This window comes from Nocardia lijiangensis NBRC 108240, from assembly GCF_001613045.1.
In the GTDB taxonomy this organism is placed as follows: domain Bacteria; phylum Actinomycetota; class Actinomycetes; order Mycobacteriales; family Mycobacteriaceae; genus Nocardia; species Nocardia lijiangensis.
This window is the reverse complement of record NZ_BDBP01000035.1, coordinates 64,169-85,671: the sequence shown is the minus strand read 5'-3', so window position 1 is coordinate 85,671 and position 21,503 is coordinate 64,169. Positions and strand designations below refer to the sequence as shown.

20 protein-coding genes are annotated in these 21,503 nt (G+C 66.8%); 14 read left to right on the top strand and 6 right to left on the bottom strand.

All coding sequences use genetic code 11. The annotated features are described in order from the left end of the window. Window positions 1–473 precede the first annotated feature (473 nt). From NL1_RS14250 to NL1_RS14240, 3 genes are all read left to right on the top strand, one after another. Window positions 474–1,538, top strand: a complete 1,065-nt coding sequence (locus tag NL1_RS14250; protein ID WP_067839268.1) for a type IV toxin-antitoxin system AbiEi family antitoxin domain-containing protein — start codon at window positions 474–476, stop codon at window positions 1,536–1,538. Next, window positions 1,471–2,397, top strand: a complete 927-nt coding sequence (locus tag NL1_RS14245; protein WP_084510574.1) for a nucleotidyl transferase AbiEii/AbiGii toxin family protein — start codon at window positions 1,471–1,473, stop codon at window positions 2,395–2,397. Before NL1_RS14250 ends, NL1_RS14245 begins: the two co-directional genes overlap by 68 nt. Before the next feature lie 207 nt (window positions 2,398–2,604). After that, on the top strand, window positions 2,605–3,732 hold the full coding sequence (locus tag NL1_RS14240; RefSeq protein ID WP_067839262.1) for a serine hydrolase domain-containing protein: 1,128 nt from the start codon (window positions 2,605–2,607) through the stop codon (window positions 3,730–3,732). Window positions 3,733–3,838: 106 nt separating this feature from the next. Here the strand turns inward: NL1_RS14240 and NL1_RS14235 are convergent, their stop codons facing one another. The 3 genes from NL1_RS14235 to NL1_RS14230 form a co-directional block, all read right to left on the bottom strand. Then, a complete protein-coding gene (locus tag NL1_RS14235) occupies window positions 3,839–4,747 on the bottom strand; it encodes an oxygenase MpaB family protein (protein WP_067839259.1) in 909 nt (302 codons plus the stop codon). Then, on the bottom strand, window positions 4,744–4,905 hold the full coding sequence (locus tag NL1_RS37525; protein ID WP_156094841.1) for a hypothetical protein: 162 nt from the start codon (window positions 4,903–4,905) through the stop codon (window positions 4,744–4,746). Before NL1_RS37525 ends, NL1_RS14235 begins: the two co-directional genes overlap by 4 nt. A 301-nt stretch (window positions 4,906–5,206) precedes the next feature. Next, window positions 5,207–5,944, bottom strand: a complete 738-nt coding sequence (locus NL1_RS14230) for an oxygenase MpaB family protein (protein ID WP_067839256.1) — start codon at window positions 5,942–5,944, stop codon at window positions 5,207–5,209. Between the two features lie 289 nt (window positions 5,945–6,233). Here NL1_RS14230 and NL1_RS14225 point away from each other — a divergent pair, with 289 nt between their 5' ends. The 11 genes from NL1_RS14225 to NL1_RS39455 all read left to right on the top strand — a co-directional run bounded on the left by NL1_RS14225 (window position 6,234) and on the right by NL1_RS39455 (window position 16,470). Further along, window positions 6,234–6,458, top strand: coding sequence for a hypothetical protein (locus NL1_RS14225; protein WP_067839301.1), 225 nt, complete (start codon window positions 6,234–6,236; stop codon window positions 6,456–6,458). Next, on the top strand, window positions 6,458–6,646 hold the full coding sequence (locus tag NL1_RS14220; RefSeq protein WP_067839253.1) for a hypothetical protein: 189 nt from the start codon (window positions 6,458–6,460) through the stop codon (window positions 6,644–6,646). Before NL1_RS14225 ends, NL1_RS14220 begins: the two co-directional genes overlap by 1 nt. 324 nt (window positions 6,647–6,970) lie before the next feature. Then, entirely contained in the window at window positions 6,971–7,843 is an 873-nt protein-coding gene (locus NL1_RS14215; protein ID WP_373862558.1) for an MlaE family ABC transporter permease, read from the top strand. A gap of 1 nt (window position 7,844) precedes the next feature. Next, complete coding sequence (locus NL1_RS14210) at window positions 7,845–8,708, top strand: ABC transporter permease (RefSeq protein WP_067839250.1); 864 nt, start codon at window positions 7,845–7,847, stop codon at window positions 8,706–8,708. A 9-nt stretch (window positions 8,709–8,717) separates the two neighbouring features. Continuing rightward, window positions 8,718–10,118, top strand: coding sequence for an MlaD family protein (locus tag NL1_RS14205; protein WP_067839247.1), 1,401 nt, complete (start codon window positions 8,718–8,720; stop codon window positions 10,116–10,118). A gap of 1 nt (window position 10,119) precedes the next feature. After that, a complete protein-coding gene (locus NL1_RS14200) occupies window positions 10,120–11,142 on the top strand; it encodes an MlaD family protein (RefSeq protein ID WP_067839244.1) in 1,023 nt (340 codons plus the stop codon). Then, the gene (locus NL1_RS14195) at window positions 11,142–12,152 is read left to right on the top strand and encodes an MCE family protein (RefSeq protein ID WP_067839241.1); all 1,011 of its coding nucleotides are present in this window, start codon (window positions 11,142–11,144) and stop codon (window positions 12,150–12,152) included. The genes NL1_RS14200 and NL1_RS14195 overlap by 1 nt, the downstream gene beginning before the upstream one ends. Beyond that, window positions 12,152–13,252: an MCE family protein gene (locus tag NL1_RS14190; protein WP_067839238.1), complete on the top strand. Its 1,101-nt coding sequence runs from the start codon at window positions 12,152–12,154 to the stop codon at window positions 13,250–13,252. The genes NL1_RS14195 and NL1_RS14190 overlap by 1 nt, the downstream gene beginning before the upstream one ends. Beyond that, window positions 13,249–14,361, top strand: a complete 1,113-nt coding sequence (locus NL1_RS14185; protein ID WP_067839235.1) for an MCE family protein — start codon at window positions 13,249–13,251, stop codon at window positions 14,359–14,361. Before NL1_RS14190 ends, NL1_RS14185 begins: the two co-directional genes overlap by 4 nt. Next, window positions 14,362–15,540, top strand: a complete 1,179-nt coding sequence (locus NL1_RS14180) for an MlaD family protein (protein WP_067839232.1) — start codon at window positions 14,362–14,364, stop codon at window positions 15,538–15,540. A 12-nt stretch (window positions 15,541–15,552) separates the two neighbouring features. Beyond that, a complete protein-coding gene (locus tag NL1_RS39455; protein ID WP_245673255.1) occupies window positions 15,553–16,470 on the top strand; it encodes an Rv1363c family protein in 918 nt (305 codons plus the stop codon). A 6-nt stretch (window positions 16,471–16,476) separates the two neighbouring features. On the opposite strand, the gene NL1_RS14170 is transcribed toward NL1_RS39455, so the two are convergent. From NL1_RS14170 to NL1_RS14160, 3 genes are all read right to left on the bottom strand, one after another. After that, a complete protein-coding gene (locus NL1_RS14170; RefSeq protein ID WP_067839229.1) occupies window positions 16,477–17,739 on the bottom strand; it encodes a TetR/AcrR family transcriptional regulator in 1,263 nt (420 codons plus the stop codon). A 188-nt stretch (window positions 17,740–17,927) separates the two neighbouring features. Continuing rightward, on the bottom strand, window positions 17,928–19,175 hold the full coding sequence (locus NL1_RS14165) for a TetR/AcrR family transcriptional regulator (RefSeq protein ID WP_067839226.1): 1,248 nt from the start codon (window positions 19,173–19,175) through the stop codon (window positions 17,928–17,930). Window positions 19,176–19,538: 363 nt separating this feature from the next. Continuing rightward, window positions 19,539–21,482 (bottom strand): acetoacetate--CoA ligase, encoded by a 1,944-nt coding sequence (locus tag NL1_RS14160; RefSeq protein WP_067839223.1) that lies wholly within the window; start codon window positions 21,480–21,482, stop codon window positions 19,539–19,541. Between the last annotated feature and the right edge of the window lie 21 nt (window positions 21,483–21,503).

Sequence of the window (21,503 nt, the reverse complement as noted above, 5' to 3'; positions counted from 1 at the left end):
GTTATTCGACATAGACCTGTATCGGCAAGGCTCGAGTCAGTGAATGTTGGTCCGAGCTGGGCCCACGCACTGGCACACCTTTATCCCACGCGATATCCATCTGCGTTCACATCGATGCGCGCCGCGCCGCGTTGCGAGCGCTGATCGACCAGGGCCATACCGCCCACGAGCTGCATCGGTCGTGGGCGCGCGTCGGCTACTTCGCCACCCGATATCGAACCTCGTCGTGCTGGCCGTCGACGGTCGGCCGTCGGTATCCGCGGAGTAATCAGTCCGTCTCGACGAGCCGATCGGCACCTATGCCGGACCTACTGCGTGGCGCGGTGTCGCATCGACACCGCGAGCGCCCCACTGGAGCGTTGCGCCCGGCGGATCCGACGATATTGTCGTCTGCAACGTCAAAAATATCATCAGGAACCTCATTTATCGTCCCCTGAGGCTAGGAGCGACGAATTCTATGATATTTTCGATGAATGAGCAGGAAGGAACGACTTCTCGACCTGGCTGACTTGGCGGGGTCGCAGTGGGGTCTGTTTACTTCTATGCAGGCTGGTGACCTCGGTTTCAGCGCCCAGCAGCTCAAGCGCCTCGCCGACTCGGAGCTGATCACTCGACTTCGCCATGGGGTATACCGACTGACCGGCGCGCCAGAGGCTCCGCAGGACCCTGTCCGCGCCGAGTGGCTGTCGCTGGAACCCAAGCGGCTGGCTGCTGATCGCTTGACCGATGCGGTACCGGTAGGGGTGGTGTCCCACCGTTCGGCGGCACGTTTACAGGATCTCGGCGACATCGACGCCGACTTCCACGAATTCACCGTGCCGAAGCGGAGGAGTACCCGCAGCCCGGAGGTGGTGTTCCATGTCCGAGAACTGAGGCACGATGACTGGCACCTGGTGGCTGGTCTGCCGGTAACCCGACCACTGCGGACCACCGTGGATCTCGCCGCAGCACGAACCGACGGCGGGCACCTGGCCTCGATCGTCCGCGACGCCATCCTCACCGAAGACACCACACGCGACGAACTCGCCGCCGCGCTGCGCCCTTACGCCCACTACTACGGCATGCCGATCGGCGCCGGGGACGAGCTTGTCCGCAACTTTATCGGTCAAGCGGGTGTCCCCGAATCGGTCAAGGCCTTGACGCGAGGCGACCGCGGCGTGGACGGGGTGCTTTTCGACCCGGAGACCAATCGTCCAATTGCTCTGCAATCCAAGGCTTTCGAACGTAGCCGGGTCAGGTTCTACCCTGATGTGCTCGAGCGTGGGCTCGCTGATCCCGCCTTCGTCGAGGCGCTGCTCACCGCCCTGCGCGGCTCTACGGTGGACACGAGCCGTATGTCGGCCACCCTCGGTAATGTCGTCGCGCACAGCAAGTGGCTGGCGGACAACGAGTCCGTCGTCCGTGCGCTACTAGAGACGATTGCTCGGTCGGTTCGAACCGAGAGCAACAACGACGAGGGCGGGGGCGGGAATGACGGCGACGCGGAAGTACCCGAGCGACCGGGGGTTTCAAGCGGCGATCAATCAGCGGATCAGTGAGCGTGCACGCAGCCTCAAACGCCCCACCGAAGAGTTGCGCCGCGAGTTCTACATGCAGCGGATGCTGGCCAGAGTGTTCGCCGATCCCGCCGCGCCGTGGATCCTCAAAGGCGGAACTTCGCTGCTGGTTCGTATTCCAGGCGCCCGTCACAGCCAGGACGTCGACTTACTGCACCTGCAGGCCGAACTGGACCAGGCATTCGGCGAACTCCGCGACCTCGTAGTCGCACCCAGTCCGCTGGACCGACTGATCTTCGACCTGAAGGTCAAGAAACAGAACGTGAACGAGGGCGGCATCGCGGTCTGGCAACTCCAGGCGACGCCTCGCCTCGGCACGACAGAGCTCCAGCACTTCCCGATCGATCTGACCGCGGGCAAGCAGCTCATCGGCCGGATCGACCGGATCGCTCCGACGCCGACCATCGAGATCCCCGACGTCCTGCCGCCGCCGGAATTCGCCTGCTACCCGCTGGTCGACCAGATCGCCGACAAACTCGCCGCCATGTACGAGTACCACGGCGAAGAGCGCCAGCCCTCGACGAGATGGCGCGATCTGGCGGACCTGCTGCTGATCATCGGCGCCTCCAGCTTCGACGCCACTTCGATCCAGCTAGCCCTGCAGCAACAACGACAGCACCGGCCGGCGCTGGAACTGCCCACTCTGATCCATGCGCCCGGCCCGCGCTGGAAGGCCTCCTACCGCGACATCGCGGTGAAGATCAGCCGATTCCCGGCCGAACTGCACCACCTCGATGCCGCGTTGGACTACCTCGGGCAGTGTATGAACCCAATCCTCGACGGCACCAGAACGATCGGGACCTGGAACCCCATAACCTCCCGCTGGGATGAAGGCACCTGAGCCGTGTCGTTTGGGCCCGTCGCCATCCGGCGACTGCGATAGTCAGGGTGGCCTCCGCCGTTGCACATGCGGAAGGTCCACTCGGGCGATGGGTCGCTTCAGACTTGCGCAGTCGGCTGTCAGGCATCAATACCGCCCCGCGGACTCAGGGGAATATCGGGGTCGTCCCGGATGTGCGGGAAACCCCTACCTGCCTACCGTCGAGGCATGCGCCTGATCCCGATCCTCGCGGCCGTGTCCACGGCAGCCCTGCTCGTCGCGGGCTGCGCGAACGACAATGAGACCGGGTCGCAGGGCGTCTCGGATGCTCGGTTGCACGCCGTGCAGGAGGACATCGACCGGGTGGTCGGGGCGGGCGTCACCGGGGCGATCGCCACGGTCACCGAGAACGGTGAGACCGCCGTCCGTACCGCCGGGGTGGCCGACCTCGAAAGCTCCGCGCCGATTCCCTTGCAGCCGCCGCAGCGGACTCGCGTCGGGAGTGTCACCAAGTCCTTCACCAGCGCGCTGGTGCTGCAGCTCGTTGCGGAGGGGAAGGTCCGTCTCGACGAGCCGGTCGACACTTATCTGCCCGGCCTGCTGCGCGGTGAGGGCATCGACGGCCGCGCCATCACCGTCCGCCAGATTCTGCGCCACCAGAGCGGTCTGCCCGATTTCGCCGAGGACCCGCGGGCCGACGTATACCGCGCGGGCGTCGAGAACCGGACGATGACGCCCGCCGAGGGCATCGCGATGGTCAACAGCGCGCGGGCGGCGTTCGCGCCGGGCGAGCGCTACCAGTACAGCAATTCGAACTACCTGGTGGCCGGGATGCTGATCGAGCGGGTCACGGGAGCGTCGTACGCCGAGGAACTGGATCGGCGCATCCTGAAGCCACTCGGACTCACCGACACCTACCTGCCCGGCCCCGGCGAACGCGATATCCGCGGTCCGCACCCGGTGGGTTACGCCACCTTGGACGGCGTCGTCACGGACGTCTCGCGCATCGAACCGTCCATCCCGTGGGCGGCGGGTGCGCTGGTGTCCTCGGGCGCGGATCTGAATCGCTTCTACGGCGCGCTGCTGGCAGGCCGGGTGCTGGCCGCCGCCGAACTCGAGCAGATGCGCGCCGGGGTGCCCATGGACCCGGAGTCGGGAATGGTCTATGGCCTGGGACTCGGCTCGATGCGACTGCCGTGCGGCGCGGAGTACATCGGGCACAACGGCGGAATCCACGGCTATTACACGCTGTCCGGCGCGACCGTCGACGGACGCGCGGTCACCGTCGCGATGACGAAGGCGCCCGAGACCGAGCCCGACATGATCGGCATGCTGGAACACGCGCTGTGCCCGTGAGCCGGGCTCAGCGGAGGCCGAGCAATTCGCGCTCCGCGCAGTCCAGCGTCAGCTGAAAGCCCGCGGCGACCACGGGAACCAAGGCGAGCGTGCAGGATCCCCTACCTCAGACGAGGTTTTTCTCCTTGCGGATCCGGCGGCGCAGGTCGACCATCAGCGCGTAGCTGCCACCGTGCCGCAGGAACCTCGGGATGAACCGGTTGACGAAGCCGACGAACACGAAAAGGTGCTCGAATCGGCGCTGATCGGCCGCGGTCCACTCCAACTGCATCTGGTCACGGAAGTACGGCGCGAGAAAGCCGATCGTCAAGAACTTCAACAGGTTACGGAATGGCAGTCGCAGGTACCAGTGGATCATGCGCAGGTTCAGCAGATCGTCGACGTAGGCGCGCACGTAGTCGTCCAGGACGGCAAGGCGACACGCCTCGTTCCAGTAGACGTCGAACTCGGCCCGCGTCTTGGGCCACATGTCCTCGGTGATCTGCAGCGTGGTGCCCAGCGTCGAGGACGAGGCGTAGAAGGCCTCGGCCTGCTCGTCGTTCATCTTGCCCTGCAACAGCTGGTAGGTGTCCTCGAAACCGATGTACAGGCATGCGGCGACCCACAATTGGAGGTTGCGGTCGAAGGCGTTGTACTTCACCGCGGCGCCCGGCTCGGACCGCACGTGGCGGTGCACCGCGTTCACCGCCTCGCGGTAGGCCATGCGCTCCTCCTCGGTGCCGAGGATGGCCACCGCCAGGTACTGGGTGGTGGTGCGGGCGCGCTTCCACGGACGCTTCATGAGCGCGCCGCTTTCCACCTTGCTCTCCGCGACGCCGTAGCCGACGCCGGGCCTGGCCATCTGCATCGCGACATTGGCCGCGGCGCCCGCGAAGGACCAGAAGTCCAGCGCGTCGGTCAGTTTGATCGGCCGCTTGGTGAATGGCCGGTGCGCGGCGCTGATGGGGATGCGCGTCTGCTCCTTGGTCAGTGGCGCAGGCTCGTTCTCGTAGGAGGGCTGGGCGACCGCGGTCATGGGAGTCCTTCCGTCGTATTCCTCAGGGTCCGGGCCAGGCGCGCGAACAGCGCCACGGTGAATCGCCCGGTGCCGAACAGGAATCCGGCGAGGGACAGCCAGCCGAGGAACTCGAAGACTGTCATCTCCACGCTGAGAATCCTGTTGAGTGCTTTCATCGTTCGACCTCCCGGAGGTCGATGCGGAACGCCCGCTACCGAATCCGTTCCGTGGTTGTCGACCCTGGCCGCCGTCCGCTGCTGGGGCGTGCGGTGTGCGGGTGGTCGGGCAGGAAGGAACGAGGAACCGAGGGCGGTTGTCGCCACGGCCGGGTTGCTCGCCATCGAACGTCTCCTGCTCTCGGGGCACGATCACCCCTCCGTAGATTATGTTACTGAAGATTCTGCATGGCAAGCGCCGATTTTGTCCTCGGTTTCGTCGTGGTTCCGTGAGATTGACCCGATCAAGTGTTGGCAAGTTCTACAGTGGATCGCGGGCCTGCCGCAGATACCGCAGCCGGGGCGGGCACAGCGCGGCGCCGGCCCGAACCGCCGCGGCATAGGTTGCGAGCGCGGCTTGGTCGCCGGGATGCAGCGGCGCGTCGAGCAGTTCACGGGCGCGCTCGTGCAGCAGCGCACGCACGGCGAAGCGGGGCAGCTTGCGCGGCACCCAGGCATTCGGTCGCAGCAGCTGGTCCCGCAGTGCCATCGTGTCCGCGCCCGGCGTCGGCAGCGCCGCACAGGCGTCGGCGAAATAGTCGGTGAACTCGGCCCAGGTGGTGGGTGCGTGCCGGTCCGAAATCCCGTAGCGGTCGTACCATTCGCGGCACTGCGCGTAGAGCTCCTCGCGACGCGCGGGCGTCAGCCCTCCGGAGAAGGTGTCGATGCTCGTGACGAGCGTGTCGACGTAGGTGGCGTGCTGGAAGAAGAAGAAGAGCTCGGGGTGCAGCGCGTGGTAGCGGCGGCCGAGGGCATCGGCGCCCTTGACGTGCTCGTGCCCGAAGCGGATGACCGAGCGCAGATCCCGGTCGCTGTAGGCGATGTTGATCATCCCGCCGACGGTGCGGCGCTTGTGTTCCCAGAGCCGGTTCGGCACGTGGTCGCGGAGCGCGGCGGCGATGGCCGGATGCAGCGCCTGGAGCGCCACCGCGCGCGGCAGCGTCAGGGCGAAGCGTCGATCACCGAGGTGGCGTCGTAAGAGGTTGCTTCGGTCGAGCATCTGCGCCTCCCCTGTGGAGCCCTGGGCGAACTCCGGCAGTACTTCGAGAACATTCGATAACTTATTGGCGACAAGACAAGGCGTCAATCCAGCTCTTTGATGGATCCGGCCAGATTCTCCTCCTGGGAATCTGGCCAAAACGCTTACGCTGTGCTGTGAATCGTGCGTAACATACGGGCAATGCCGGACCGGGTGTACGCGGTCGGGCGCCCGCGACGTCGCGATGTCTTTCGCGCTGCGCGGGCGACCCGATCAGGTCCGGCCGGTGCAGGGAAAGGATGCGACGGACATGCTCAAGAGGCTGGATCGAATATTCAGCTACGAGATGAAGGTCTCCGAGTTCCTCGGGACCCTCATCATTCTCGGAATCCCCTACGGGCTCGTGGGAGTCATCTGGACGCTGACCCACACCGGCCATCTGCGCGATATGCACGGCATCGACGTGGTCATCTCGTTCCTCGGATCGATCGTGTGCTGGCCGGTGCTCACCTTCTCGAATGTGTCCATGACTTGATGATGATCTTGGTGTGGCTCATCGACATCTTGGTGATCGGCGTCAAGATCCTCGGTGGGCGAATGAAAGTCAATCCGATCCTGCGCTATGGGCTCTGGCTCGCTGTGCTGAGTGCCCTCGCGGCGGGCGTTGCCGTTGTGGGCTACGGCTTGGTGGCGTTGCAGCACCTTCTCGGCGAACCCGCCTGATCGGACGGCGCGTGGACAGGTGTCCGGAGTGTGTGACTTTGTGGAAACTTGTCTTCGCTCAAACTGTCTGATATAGGCACGAAAAAGTGCCGATGAACTCGCTATTTATGCAGGTGAACTGCAATGAAGCGGCTCCTCGGAAGTGTTCGAGCCGGGGTGTGGCGCTTCCTGTACAGATGAGAATTCATATTCACATGTGACTTGTGTCGCGCGGCTTGCCTGTGCGACACTTCACACGCTCCGCGCCCTCGAGGGGGTCACCGTTACCGGTCGGCGAAGTGAGCGAGAAGTAGGCCGAGAAAGGACTCGGGCAGCGTGACAACCATCGAACGACCTCCGGGTCGGATCGAACCGGAGCAGGCTCCGGAGCGCACCGATCTGGAGCGGGCCGTCGACGATCTGAAAGGTCTGTGGCGGCGTCATCCACAGCGGTCACTGGAAACCCTTGGCAGGCAGGTGATGCTGGGCCGCGACGCGGTGATCGAGCTGTTCCGCGCGATCGCCGCCCGGCGCTTCCCGTACCACGAATTCATCCGGCAGTGCGCGTTCATGTCGAGCGTCTCCGCGGCGCCGACCGTGTTCGTCGCGATCCCGATCGCCGTGGTCGTCTCCATCCAGGTGGGTGCGCTGGTGAATCAGGTCGGCGCGACGACGTTCATCGGCGCGGTCGCCGGACTCGGCATCATTCGCCAAGGCGCGCCGCTGGTCACCTCGCTGATGATCGCGGGCGCGGTCGGCTCGGCGATCTGCGCCGACCTCGGCTCGCGCACGATTCGCGAGGAGATCGACGCCATGATGGTGATGGGCGTGAATCCGGTGCGCCGTCTCGTCGCGCCGCGCCTGCTGGCGGCGGTGCTGGTGAGCATGCTGCTGTGCGGGTTCATCGTGTTCGTCGGCTTCGCGACGGCTTACATGTTCAACGTGTACGCCCAGTCCGGGACGCCGGGTTCGTTCATCGGCTCGTTCTCGTCCTTCGCGGTGGCCAACGACCTCATCGTCGCGCTGGTGAAGGCCGCCATCTTCGGTGCGCTCACCGCGATCATCGCCTGTGATATCGGGCTGCACGCCAAGGGCGGGCCCGGTGGCGTGGCCAATGCGGTGAACTCGGCGGTCGTGACGTCGGCGCTGATGCTCTTCGCCACCAACATCATTCTCACCCAGCTGTACAACACGCTGTTCCCGACGAAGGTGATCTGAGGTGGGCACGAAGTACACCCCGCCCGCCCTGAGACCGATCCGGGCGGTCGGCACTGTCGTCGCCGCGCCCTATCGGGCCAATCAGCGACTCGGCCACCAGGCCATCACGTTCTTCCAAGCACTGGCCGCTATTCCCTTCGTGCTGAAGCACTATCGCAAGGAAGTGCTGCGGCTGACTGCCGATGTCGGATGGGGCAACGGCTCGCTGGTCGTCGGCGGCGGCACCATCGGCGTGGTGATCATCCTGTGCGCGTTCGGCGGCATCACCGTCGGCATGGAGTCGTTCACCGCGCTGAATTTGCTCACCATGGGCCCGCTGACCGGCGCGATCTCCGGCTTCGCCACCACGCGCGAACTGGCCCCGATCCTGGCGACGCTGGCCTTCGCCATCCAGGCCGGGTGCCGGTTCACCGCGCAACTGGGTTCTATGCGGATCTCCGAAGAGATCGACGCGCTGGAATCCATTGCCATCCGGCCGCTTCCGTATCTGGTCAGCACCAGAATGATCGCCGCGACGCTGACCATCATCCCGCTGTACACGGTGGGGCTGGCCACGGCCTATCTGGCCACCAAGCTTTCGGTGCTCTTCCTCGGCGGCACCTCGGCGGGCACCTACGACCACTACTTCTTCCAATTCCTCATCGGGACCGATGTCTTCTTCTCGCTACTCAAAGTCGTCGTCTTCGTGCTGCTCGCGACGTTCATCCAGTGCTACTACGGCTATGTCGCCTCGGGCGGGCCGGAGGGTGTCGGCGTCGCGGCCGGTCAGGCCATCAAGATGGTGATCGTCGTCATGGTCTTCGCGAATCTGTTTCTGACGCTGGCCATCTGGGGCATCGACCCCGGCTTCCGGATCTCGGGATAGGGGCGGCGCATGATCTTCGATCCCAGTGGCCGCGGGCCCACCGCCCGCCAGCTGTCCCTCGCAGGCCTGGCGATGCTGACGGCCACCGCGCTGATGCTCGGCTTGCTGATGCTGCGCTACAACGGCTTCTTCGAGGACAAGGTCCGGGTGACCGCCGAGCTGACCAGCACCGGCGACGGCCTGCCCGATCGCGCCGACGTGAAGTTCCGCGGCATGGTGGTCGGCACCGTCGCGGCCGTCGAGGTGGTCGCCAAAGGGGAACGGCAGCGCGCCGAGATCCACCTGAAGCCCGTTGTCGCGCCGACGATTCCAGCGGGCGTCACGGCCAGGGTGGTGCCGAACAACCTGTTCGGCGTCACCGCGATCGAGCTGGTGGACAACGGCTCGGCGGGCGCGAAACTCGCCGCCGGAGCGGTGATTCCGGAGGACACCAGCACCTCGACCATGCAATTGCAGACCACGCTGACCGTGCTGCGCGACGTGCTCGACAACATCCAGCCCGAGAAGCTCGGCCGGGTGCTTTCGACACTCGCCGCGGCGCTCGATCCCGGTGCACGCGTGCCGGGTTCGACGATCGAGCGGCTCGACCGCTGGGTCACCGAGATGCGCACCGTCCCCGGTGTCGGTGAACTGCTCGGCGATCTCGGCCGGGCGACCACGGAACTGAGCAAGTCGGCGCCGGACCTGGTCGGCGTGCTCGCCGAGTCGGTGACGGCGGCCCGCACCTTCACCGAGCGCCGCGACAACCTCGTCGCGCTGCTCGCCAACGCGAGCAACACCATCGACTCGGTCAACTCGCTGTTCGCTCGAAACCCGGATGCGGCAAAGGATCTCGTCCCCGGTCTGGACGAGCTGTTCGGCAGCCTTGCGCAGGACACGCAGGCCATCCCGGACACCGCGCGCAACCTCAACGCGTCGCTGGAGCGGCTGGCCACGGTGTTCCACTTCGGGCCGAGCCGCCAGATGGTGTGGAAGATGGACGTCACCTTCACGCCCTTCCAGCAGTACACCGCCGAGGACTGCCCGCGCTACGGTGCGCTCGCCGGGCCCCGCTGCGGTGGTCCGACGGTGCCGGAAGTCGCGCCGGATCAGGAGTTTCCCGCGCAGCTGCAACCGCGCTGGCTGGACGCCGCGGGACCGCCGCCGATGCTCGCGCTGCCGGGATTCGAAGCGGCGCCGACCATTCCGGGTCTGCCCGCGATTCCCGGGCTGCCCGCGATTCCCGGCATCACCGTTCCCGCCGCGGGCGCTCCTGCGGCGCGTCCGATCGCGGGCGGCCGCGGGCACGCTGGTGTCGCCGCGATCGTCGGCGGGCAACCGACCGCCGCGCAGCTGCTGCTGCTGACACCGCTGCTGGCCGGCGGGTCGGTGACGGTATACGACACCGCGCGGGCCGAAGGGGGCAACTGAGATGAAATCCGGAAAAGCCCTCGCGGGCTTCAGCTTCTTCGCCGTGCTGGCCATCGTGCTGACCTACACCATCTGGTCCACCCTGCAGCGCTCGGTGCCCGGCGGCACGCACACCTACTCCGCGACCTTCTCCGACGTGATGGGCGTTCGGGTCGGCGACGACGTCCGGATGGCGGGCGTGCGAGTCGGCCGGGTCGATCGGATCGATTTCGACGACGACTACAAGGCGGTCATCGATATCCGCATCCAGGACCGGCAGCGGCTGACCGACACGACCAAAGCCCTTGTGCGGTACCAGAACCTCATCGGCCAGCGGTATATCTCGCTCGTTCCCGGCAAGGGGGAGGGTGAGCCGCTGCGTCCGGGCGGCCACATCTCGCTGGCGAACACCGAACCGTCTTTCGACGTTTCGGCGCTGCTCTCCGGTTTCGAGCCGCTGTTCAGCGTGCTGCAACCCGATCAGGTGAACTCGCTGTCGGAGACGCTGATTCAGGCCTTGCAGGGCGACGGCGTCTCGCTGAGCACCCTGATCACCCAGGCCGCCGATCTGGCCGCCACCTTCGGCCAGCGCGACGCCATCCTCGGCGATGTGATCACGAACCTGAGCAGCGTCATCGCCGGATTGGCCAATCGCTCCGGCGAATTGGAGACGCTGATCGCCCAGTCCAGGGCGCTGGTCGAGGCGCTCTACGCCGAGGGCGAGTCGCTGAAGCAGTCCGTCGATCTGGTCGCGAAGTCGACCGACTCCCTGGTGTCGCTCATCGCGCAGGTGCAGCCCGACCTGGCCAAGGCGCAGGACGACGCGACCACCGGCATCGCCATGCTGCTGCTCAACGGCGCCGCGCTGGACAAGGCCGCGGTGCAGTTCCCCGACCTCCTCAATGCGCTGGCCCGCTTCACCAGCTATGGAACGTACGGCAACGCCTACATCTGCCGGTTGGACGTCTCGCTGTGGGGCGTGCTGCTCCCGCCGGGGCTGTTCTCGCAGGTCGGCGGTAATTCCCAGTCGGAGGTGTGCCGATGATGGCGCGGATTCGGTTGCCGAAGTATTCGACGAACCGCTATCTCTGGCTCGGCGTGATCGCGGCGGCCTTCGTGGCGCTGCTGCTGGTCGGGTCGAGTGTGGTGTCCGAGGCTCGGCTGGCGGACAAGACACTCGAGGCCGAGTTCGCCCAGGCGGCGGGGCTGCGGCCGGGGGCGACGGTCGACGTGTCGGGCATCGAGGTCGGCCAGGTCCGCGCGGTTCGATTGGACGGCGACAAGGTGGTGGTGGACCTGCGGGTGCGCCGCGATCTGCGGCTCGGGCCGGACGCGCGGGCTGCCATCAAGATGTCGACAATCCTCGGCAGGCTGCACGTCGAACTCACTCCCGGCGACGGAAAGGGATTGCCGGACAATGTCATCCGGATATCGAACACCTCGGTGCCGTACAACCTCGGCAAGGTGATCCAGGACCCGCAGTACAAGTCCTCCTTCGAACGCATCGAGCGCATAGACCCGGACAAGCTGCGCGAGGCGCTGGACGTGTTCGACCAGCAGATGGGCGATTCGCCGCAGCTGACGGTCGCCGCGCTCGACAGCATCGGTGCACTGGCCAAGGTGATCAACGATCGTCGCGACGAGGTCGACACGCTGCTGAAGAGCATGGATCAGGTCTCGCAGCTGGTCGCGGACAACCAGAACAGCGTGTTGCTGCTGCTCACCCGCGGTGAGGCGATCGGCAACGCGGTCGCGCTGCGCCAGGACCTGCTGCGGCAATTGCTCGACAATGTCGCGGCGCTGTCGGCGCTGTTGCAGGAGATGGGCGTCGAGAACAACGACCAGCTCGGCCCGCTCATCCAGAACCTGAACACCATGACCGAGGGCCTGGAGAAGAACAGGGAGAACTTGGACCGGCTGTACGAGATCATGCCGGTCGCCATGCGGCAGTTCAACAATGCGCTCGGCAACGGGCCGTACGGCGAAGTCTGGGCGCCGTGGATCTTCCCGGACAACTGGCTTTGTTTCGCACAAGCGGTACCGGGGTGCAACTGATGAGGATTCGTGCGGTCTCGAAACTGGTCGCGGTGTGTGTCGCCGCGGCCGTGGGCACCGGCTGCTCGCTGCTGCCCGAAAGCATCAGTTCGCTCCCCGACCAGTATCTCGGCGAACATCTGCGGATCAGCGCCGATTTCGAGAACGTGGCCGGGCTCTACGCGGGCAACGAGGTGGCGATTCTGGGTGTTCCGGTCGGCCGGGTCGACACGGTCACCGCGCGCGGCAGCTACGTCGAGGTCACCATGTCCATCGACAAGAGCGTCAAGGTGCCCGCCGACGCCATCGCGGCGCTGGTGTCACCGCAGCTGATCACGAATCGGCACGTGGAGCTGGCCCCCGCTTACACCGGCGACGGACCGACGCTCGCCGACGGCGCGCACATCCCGCTCGCCCGCACCAGGACGCCGGTCGAATTGGACAGGATCCTGGAGAATTTCGACCAGCTGGGCGCGGCGTTGAAGGGCGACAGCGAGAACGGGCCGCTGGCAAGCCGGGTGCTGTTCCCGCTGCTGGACGGCAACGGCGACCGGCTGCGGGAAACGCTGGACGCGCTCTCCTCTGCCTTCGAGGTGACCTTCGCCAACAGGGACCAGATCGCCAACACCATCATCAAGCTCAACGAGATCACCCAGGTGATCGCGTCCAACGACCAGACCGTGCGCGACTTCAGCGGCAGGCTGACCGAATTGGTGCAGCTGATGGGCGAACAATCGCCCGGCCTGCACGCCGTGCTCACCCAGCTCAACGATTTCGTGAACAACACCGCGACGGTGGTCGGGCAGAACCAGGATCAGCTGGCGGGCGCGCTGACCCGTTTCGTCACGATCACCGAGCAGATGCGCGCCAACGCGCGGCAGCTCACCGAGATCGTCGACGTCACTCCGCTGTTCTTCCAGAACATCACCAACTCGATGAGCCGCGAACACGGCGCGGTCCGGCTGCACGGCCTGCTCGACAAGATCGTGCTGGACGGCGAGGCGCTCGCGCTGTTCTGCGAGCGGATTCAGCTGCGGCTGGACGGCTGCCGGACCGGGAAGATTCAGGACATGGGACCGGATTTCGGTCTCACCGCCGCACTGCTGGGGATCGCGAAATGAGGACGACAGCGGTGTTGCGACGCACTCTCGCGGCCGGGCTTGTCGCCGCGAGCATCGGCACGGCGACCGGCTGCGCGGTGACCGTGGACAACGTGCCGCTGCCCAAGCCGGGCATCGGCGCACCCGGCTACAAGATCCACGCCGCATTCCACGACGCGCTCAATCTGCCCGATCGCGCACACGTGAAGATCGGCGGCACCGACGTCGGCGTGGTGACGTCGATCAGCACCACGAATTTCCTCGCCGACGTGGAAATGGAGATCCGCGAGGACATCCGGCTGCCGCGCGGCACCACCGCGGAGTTGCGGCAGGCCACACCGCTCGGCGACATCTTCGTCGCGATGACGCTGCCCGCCGCGCAAGAATCCGCGGAGATGCTGCGCCCCGGCGACACCATCGGCACCGAGCACACCTCGGCGGGGGCCTCGGTGGAGCAGTTGATGGTCTCGATCTCCATGCTGCTCAACGGCGGCGGCCTCAATCAGGCCGCCAGGATCACCGCCGAGATGAATTCGATGTTCGCCGGGCGAGCGCCGCAGCTTTCGCATCTGCTCATCGAATTGACCAGCGCGATCGACGCGCTCAATCGCCGGACCGCGGACCTCGACAGCGTGCTGTCCGGGGTCAACGTGCTCACCGGCGAATTGGCCGCGCGCAAAGCCGAACTCGGCGAGGCAGCCGACACCTTCCCCGCGCTGCTCGGGCTCTTCGCCGAGAACAACCGGGACATTTCGGCATTGATCGCGAAGGTGTCGGTGACCATGTCCGCGCTCGGCGATTTCACCGAAACCACCGGGCCGGAGTTCGTGGGCCTGTTCGACAGCATTCAGCGGTTGATGTCCGGATTCACCCAGATGGGCGACGAACTCGGCAGCGCGCTGGAGCGTTTCGATCAGCTGTACCCCTCGATCATGGCCTCCTTCGACGGGCCGAATCTCTCGGTCGCCGCGACGGTTTCGTACCTGAGCGTGGGCGCGCTGACCGATCCGCGGGGCAGCCGGTGGCCGGAACTGGGCGATGTGCCCGCCTTCATCGGAAGTCTCGCGCAGGTCATCGAGAAGGTGATCGGCAGGCTGACCAGCCCGCCGCGCACGGAGGGCGGCCGATAGATGAACATCCCACTCTGGAATTACCTGGTTCGCAAGCGGATCGCGGTCGCCAACATCGGCCTCGTGCTGGTGCTGATCCTCGGCTCGGCCTATCTGGGTGCGCAGGTGCTGCGCTTCAACCCGCTGCCGAACACCTACGTAGTCACGGTGGAGTTGCAGACCTCCGGCGGGTTGTTGAGCGACAACGACGTCACCTTCCGCGGAACCAGGATCGGGCGGGTGCGCGAAGTCCGGGTGGCGGACAACGGGATTGCGGCCGTGGCCGAGATCCAGAGTTCAGCGCGCATCCCCGTGGGCGGCACCGTCGCGGTCGGCCGCCTGTCCGCGGCGGGGGAGCAGTACCTGGATTTCCGGCCCGACTCCGACACGGGCCCATATCTCGCCGACGGCGACGTGGTGGCGATGGCCCAGACCAAGGCTCCGGTCTCGGTGCAGTCCGTGCTCACCAACGTGAGCGCCATGATCGGCGGTCTGAACCCGCAGCGGCTCACCGTCATCGTCGACGAACTGGACAAGGCGCTGGCGGGCGGCCCGGATCGGCTGCGCAACATGATCTCCGGCATCAGCAGGGCCATGGCCGGGTTGACCGATCTGCTTCCGCAGACCAGGCAGCTGATCGAGAACCTCGAGGTCATCGCGGAGACCACCTCGCACGCCCAGCCCGACCTGACGACGCTGACCATCGGCGCGGGCGCGCTGTTCCAGCAGCTGACCGCCGCCGATCAGGAGGTCCGGCGCTTCCTCGACCTCGCGCCGGGGCAACTGGCGACGCTGGGCGGCTTCGTGGCCGAGACCGAGGACCCGGTGACCAATCTGGTGACGAACTTCGTCGCCATCACCAAGTCGGCGAAGCTGCGCCAGCCAGCCATCGCGGCGCTGTTCCCCGCGCTGCGCGAAGGCACCGAGGCGATCGGCATCCCGGCACACGACGGCGCCTTCCACACCCTCGTCGACCCGTGGCCGCGGCCGACCTGCGACTACGAGACCATCCCCGTCGTCCCGACGCTGGCCACCACCGACACCAGGGTGCGGCTCTACAACTACTGCGTCACGAGCAATCCGGCGCTCCAGGTGCGCGGCTCGGCGAACGCGCCACGGCCCAACGTGCCCGACAACGGTTCCGGCCCGCCACCGGGCGTGACCGGCAACGAACTGTCCCGTCCCATTCCCGGGCGATAGGAAGGAAAAGTCATGAGTGACAACGATGTCGACACTGGTGCCGCGCCCGTTTCGGGGGACGACGCGGTGGGTGCGGCCGATGAGACGGCCGCCACGGACGTGAAAGCTGCTGCGGCGCAGGGCGATGCAAAGGCGGCCTCTTCCGATGCGGCGGCCGCTGTCGCCGATGCGAAGCCAGCTGCGGCGGAGGGCGATGCGAAGGCGGTCTCTTCCGATACGGCGGCCGCTGTCGCCGATGCGAAGCCAGCTGCGGCGGAGGGCGATGCGAAGGCGGTCTCCTCCGATGCGGCCGCCACCGTCGCCGTCGCGAAACCGGCTGCGGCGGAAGGTGAGCTGAAGGCGGTGTCGTCCGCCGACTCGACCGTGGATGCGAAACCAGCTGCGGCGGTGACGAGCTGGCGCGATCGTGTGCGGATTCCCGGCGGCGCCAAGGGCGTTGTCGCGGCGCGTGCCGCCGTGGCCGTGGCACTGGGCGCCGCGGTCGCGTCGACCGGATACTTCTTCGTGCAGAACCAGGACAACAAGGCGCTGCTGGAAGCCCACGAGGAGGCCAGGACGGCGGCCTGCGCCTACGCGCCCGTGCTCGCGAACTACGACGCGAAGAACCTCGACGCCTACTTCGCCGCGGTGCTGGACGGTGCGACCGGCGACTGGAAGAAGCAGTTCGACGACACCAGCCGCGAGCTGAAAGAGGTGCTGACCCAGGGCGAGGTGGTCTCCAAGGCCAATGACGTGCAATGCGCGGTGAAGAGCGGTGACGAGACCTCGGCCGAGGCGATCGTGGTGATCGGCCAGACCATCACCAGCGTCGGTACCCAGGGCAAGCCCGCGCCCGGTCAGTTGTCCATGGTGATGCGCATGGCCAAGGTGGACGGCAAGTGGCTGGTGAACAAGGTGAATTCACCGCTGGTCCCCGCGCCGCAGCAGTAGTCCTCGTCAGCCGTTCGTCGCCGCCGGCCTGCCGAACAGGATGACCTGCATCAGGTGGATCACCCGCGTCTGCGAGCAGATCGGGTTGTCCGGGCCAAGCCACTGGCCGAGGTCGACGACGAGCGCGAACGCGGCGTGCACCAGCACCCGCGACTCGGCGGCGGACAGTTCCGGGCGCACCCCGACGACGAGCTTGGCCCACTCTTCGACGTTGAGCCGCTGGATGTTTCGCAGCACCGTGCGGTCCTCCTGCGGCACGTTGCTGATCTCGGCGTAGTAGACGAAGGTCAGCTCCCGCTCGGCGAAGGAACCGGCCACGTACAGCTCGATCAGCCTGGTCAGGGCGCGCTCGGGATCACCGCCGGAGGCGGCGATGGCCGGGCCGATGGCGGCCGAAACCCGGTCCGCCGCACGGCGGAACGCGGCGGCCAGGATATCGCCCTTGCTCCGGTAGAAGCGGTACACGGCCGAGGACGCGGGCAGTTCGGCGGCATTGGCGATGTCCTCGACGCTCACATTGGGATAGCCGCGCTCGTGGAAGAGTTCGATGGCGCGCCGCAGCAGCAGTTCGTGCTTGAACCGGAGCGGCACCTCGGCGGCGCCCTCGGTGACGGGCGCCTCGCCCACCGGCGGCAGATCGCAGCGCGCGACATCCCGGCATGCCGTGCGCAGCAGTTTGGTCAGCGACCGCACCGGGATCGCCACGTGGTGATCGGAGATGCTGCCGATGACGCTGAGTACGGCGGTGGCCAGGACGACGCAATCCGCGCCTGCCAGCTCGGGCCGCACCTCCTCGAGCAATCCGCCGACCACCCGATACGCCTCGATCAGCTGCTCGATCAGGACCCGGTAGTCCTCCTGCTCGAGGTAGCGGCTCTGCCACCGGAGCAGGGCCGCCCCGCGGCGGTTGGCGATCGATCTCTCGATGAGCGCGTCGATGATGTGCTCGAGCCGTCGATCGGCGCCTGTGCCGGCCAGTTCGCCGGGCAATTGCACGGCCTCGGCGCAGAGCGCGCTCAGCCGCAATGCCTCCTCGCGGAACAGCGCGTATTTGCTGGGGTAGTGGCGGTACAGCGCGGTGGAGCTGATGTCGAGCCGGGATGCGATCTCTTCCATGCTGACGCCGTGGTACCCCAGGGCGCCGAAGGCCTCGGCGGAGGTCGCCGCGATCTGCGCCCGCCGGTTTCGCGGCCGTCGGCGGATCACTCGCGGCGCGGTGTTCTCACCACTCGCGCTCTCCCGCGAGGCACGGCCTTTGTGGGCATCCATGCGGCGATGCTAACCCAAACGGATGCTCGGTAGAGCCGCCTTTCTCAGGACGAAATCAAACTGAATGATAGATCACAAATGGGCGGTAACACTGGTCTTATCTCGGACGATCATAACGATGCGGCTCAGAATGTTCGATAACATCAAGAGTGCGAGCGAGGCTCGGGTGGCACCTCGTGGAAGTGCTCCTAGGCCTGCGCCGGGCGGCCGAACAACACGATCTGCATCAGCAGTCGTACCCGCTCCTGCGCCGCGAGTGGTTCGCTGCTGAACGCGCGGCCGAGATCGATGACCAGTGCGAAGGCCGCGTGGACGAGGAAGCGAGCCTCGGCGGGAGAGAGTTCCTGGCGCACCTCGCGCAGCAGCTTGGCCCACTCCTCGACACTGAGCCGCTGGATATTGCGCAGCACGGTGCGCTCTTCGGCCGGAACATGCTGGAACTCGGTGTAATACACGAACGTGAGTGCGCGCTCGGCGAAGGAGCCCGCGACGTACTGCTCGATCAGCGTGGTGAGCGCGGCCTCCGGTCCCTCGGAGCCGGCGACGGCCGGGCCGATCGCCGCCGACACGCGCTCGGCGGCCCTGCGGAACGCGGCGGCCAGCAGGTCGCTCTTGCCGCGGTAGAAGCGGTAGACCGCGGACGCCGCGGAAAGTCCTGCGGCGCTGGCAATCTCCTCGACGCTCACGTTGGGATAGCCGCGATCGTGGAAGAGCTCGACCGCCTTGTGCAGCAGCAGCTCGTGCTTGAACGAGTCGGGGATCTCGACCGTGGCGGTGGGTTCCGCAACCTCGGCCGCGGGCGGCAGCTCCGCGTGCGCCAGTGCCGAGCAGGCCGAGTCGAGCAGCCGGGCAAGGGGTTTCGCGGGCAATGCGGCGTGGTGGTCGGCAATGCTGGTGATGGCGCTGAGCAGAGACAGGCGCAGCACCCGGACGTCGTTGTCGTCCAGTTCGGGTCGCAGCCCGCGCAATTCGGTGCCGAGGGCGTCGAGCACGGTGGCCTGCTGCTCGGTGAGGGTCCGCTGATCCTCCGGCTCCAGGTAGCGACCCTCCCAGCGCACCAGCGTGACGCTCGGGCGGTTCTCGATGGTCGCGCCGATCAAGGCGTCGAGCACCCCGTGCAACCGCTGCTCGGGAGAGAGATCGGCGGCCTCGTCGGGCAGCTGGACCGACTCGGTCATCGCCCGGCCGACCCGCAGCAGTTCTTCCCGGAACAGCGCGTACTTGCTCGGATAGTGCCGATACAGCGCGGCCGAGCTGATCCCGAGTCCGGAGGCGATGTCCTCCATGCTCACGCCGTGGTACCCGAGCGCGCCGAAGGCGGCAGCGGACGCCGCGGCGATCTGGGCCCGTCGATTCTTGGGCCTGCGCTTGATCTCCCGTGGTGCCGAGTCGCCGCTGACTGCCTTTCGCGCCGTACGGCGATTGTCGACACTCATGCGGGACATCGTAACGACTCCGCGCGCGATGTGATTTGCCCAGGTCGCGGGACCACCACGGCCCGCCGTCCGGTTCGGCGTGGCGGCGAGGCGGGATGCGCCGCGCCGAACCGTTCGGGGATCGGCGACCGAACGGTTCTAGCCGGGGGCACCAGCAGCCGGTATGCATCGATCGCCGAACATGAATGAACATACAGCAGAAACTTGCCAGCTCAATAGGTGTTGTTCAGTGTGAATTCAAGATAACTAAAATCGGTGCACTCAGGAGGGGTGGTCCTCGCGGCGGGTACTCGCAGGCGGCGTAGTCGGACGTAGTCCCTCGAAAGGACCCGCGCACGGCCGCGACGGAGGCGGAGGTACCCGTTAGCGCGTTCCCGGCCGGATCTTCGCGTACCAGTCGAGCAGGTCGGGATCATCCACGGCGCTGCGCTCCACCACGCGCGCGGCCTCGGCGCCCTGGAACAGCTTCTTGATCGGGACCTCGAGCTTCTTGCCGGTGCGGGTGTGCGGGATGCCGGGCGCAACCAGGATCTCGTCCGGCACGTGCCGCGGCGAGACCTCGGTGCGAATGGTCGAGTTGATGCGTTCGCGGAGTTCGCCGGTCAGTTCCGCGCCCGGCGCGAGCACCACGAACAGCGGCATCCAGTAGCCGCCGTCCGGCTGCTCCGCGCCGATCACCAGCGCCTCGGTGATCTCCGGCAGCCGCTCGACGGACTGGTAGATGTCCGCGCTGCCCATCCGGATGCCGTGCCGGTTCAGGGTGGAATCCGAGCGGCCGTGCACGACGATGCTGCCGTGCTCGGTGAGGGTGATCCAGTCACCGTGCCGCCAGATGCCGGGGAACATGTCGAAATAGGCGTCGTGGTAGCGCTTTCCGTCCGGGTCGCGCCAGAAACTCACCGGCATGGACGGCATCGGCTCGGTGATGACGAGCTCGCCCACCTCGCCGCGCACCGGCTTGCCCTCCGGGTCGAACGAGTCGAGCGCGACGCCGAGGTAGGGGGCCGAGAGCTCGCCCGGCCAGACCGGCACCGTGCGGACGCCGCCGATGAAGGCCGACACCACATCGGTGCCGCCGCTGATCGAATTCACCGGAACGTGCTCGCCGACGTTGTCGCGCAACCACAGCGCCGAGGAGGGCGGCAGCGCCGACCCGGTGATGCCGACCGTGCGCAGCGCCGAGAGGTCGTGCTCGTCGCGCGGGACGACGCCCGCCTTGATGCACGCCAGCACATAGCCGGGGCTGGTCCCCAGCACGGTCGCCCGCGTCTCGGCGGCGAGCCGCCACAGCGCATCCGGCGTGGGATAGGTGGGACTGCCGTCGTAGCAGACGATCGTCGCCCCGACCAGCAGGCCGGCGATCTGGAAGTTCCACATCATCCAGCTCGGGCTGGTGTACCAGAAGAACGTGTCGTCGGCGCCGATATCCGATTGCAGCGCAATGGCTTTCAGGTGCTCCAGCAGCACGCCGCCGTGACCGTGCACGATGCCCTTCGGCAGACCGGTGGTGCCGGAGGAGAAGACGATCCACAGCGGGTGGTCGAAATCGACGGTCTCGGTCTCGATGATCGCCGCGGCATTGTCGGAGTCGACCGCCTCGGCCCACGGCAGGGCGTCGGGCACTTCGAGGCCGAGCCGGGAGACGGCGACCGTCGCGCGCAAGGTGCCGAAACCCTCTTGCAGCGCGGCGATGTCGGCGCGCTTGTCGTGCGCCTTGCCGCCGAACCGATAGCCGTCCGCGGTGACGAGCACGGTCGGTTCGAGCTGTCCGAGGCGATCCAGGGCGGCCTTCGGCGAGTAGTCCTGCCCGCACGCGCTCCAGATCGCGCCGAGGCTCGCGGTCGCCAGGAACGCGATCACCGTCTCGGGGATGTTCGGCAGGTAGCCGACCACCCGGTCGCCGGGCTGGACTCCGAGGCCGCGCAGGGTCCGCGCGAAGGCGGCGGTGGCGTCGATCAGCTCGACCCAGGACACTTCGCGGGTGGGCGCGTCCTCGCCGACGGCGAGGATGGCGGGCCGGTCGGTGCGGGCCTGGCGCACGATCTGATCGACGTAGTTGAGCCGGGTGCCCGGAAACCACTGGGCCCCCGGCATCTCCGTGCGGGCCAGCACCTCGCCGTCGATCTCGCCGAGCCCGAAGTACTCCCACACCGCCCGCCAGAAACCGGCCAGGTCGTTGACCGACCACTGCCACAGCGAGTGGTAGTCCGACGTCGTGACGCCGGTGCGCTCGGCGACGAACCGCGCGAAATCGGTCACCGTGGCGTCGGTGATGTCCCGTTCCGTAGGCACCCACTGTGGTTGCACCGCAATACCTCCTGGCTCGTG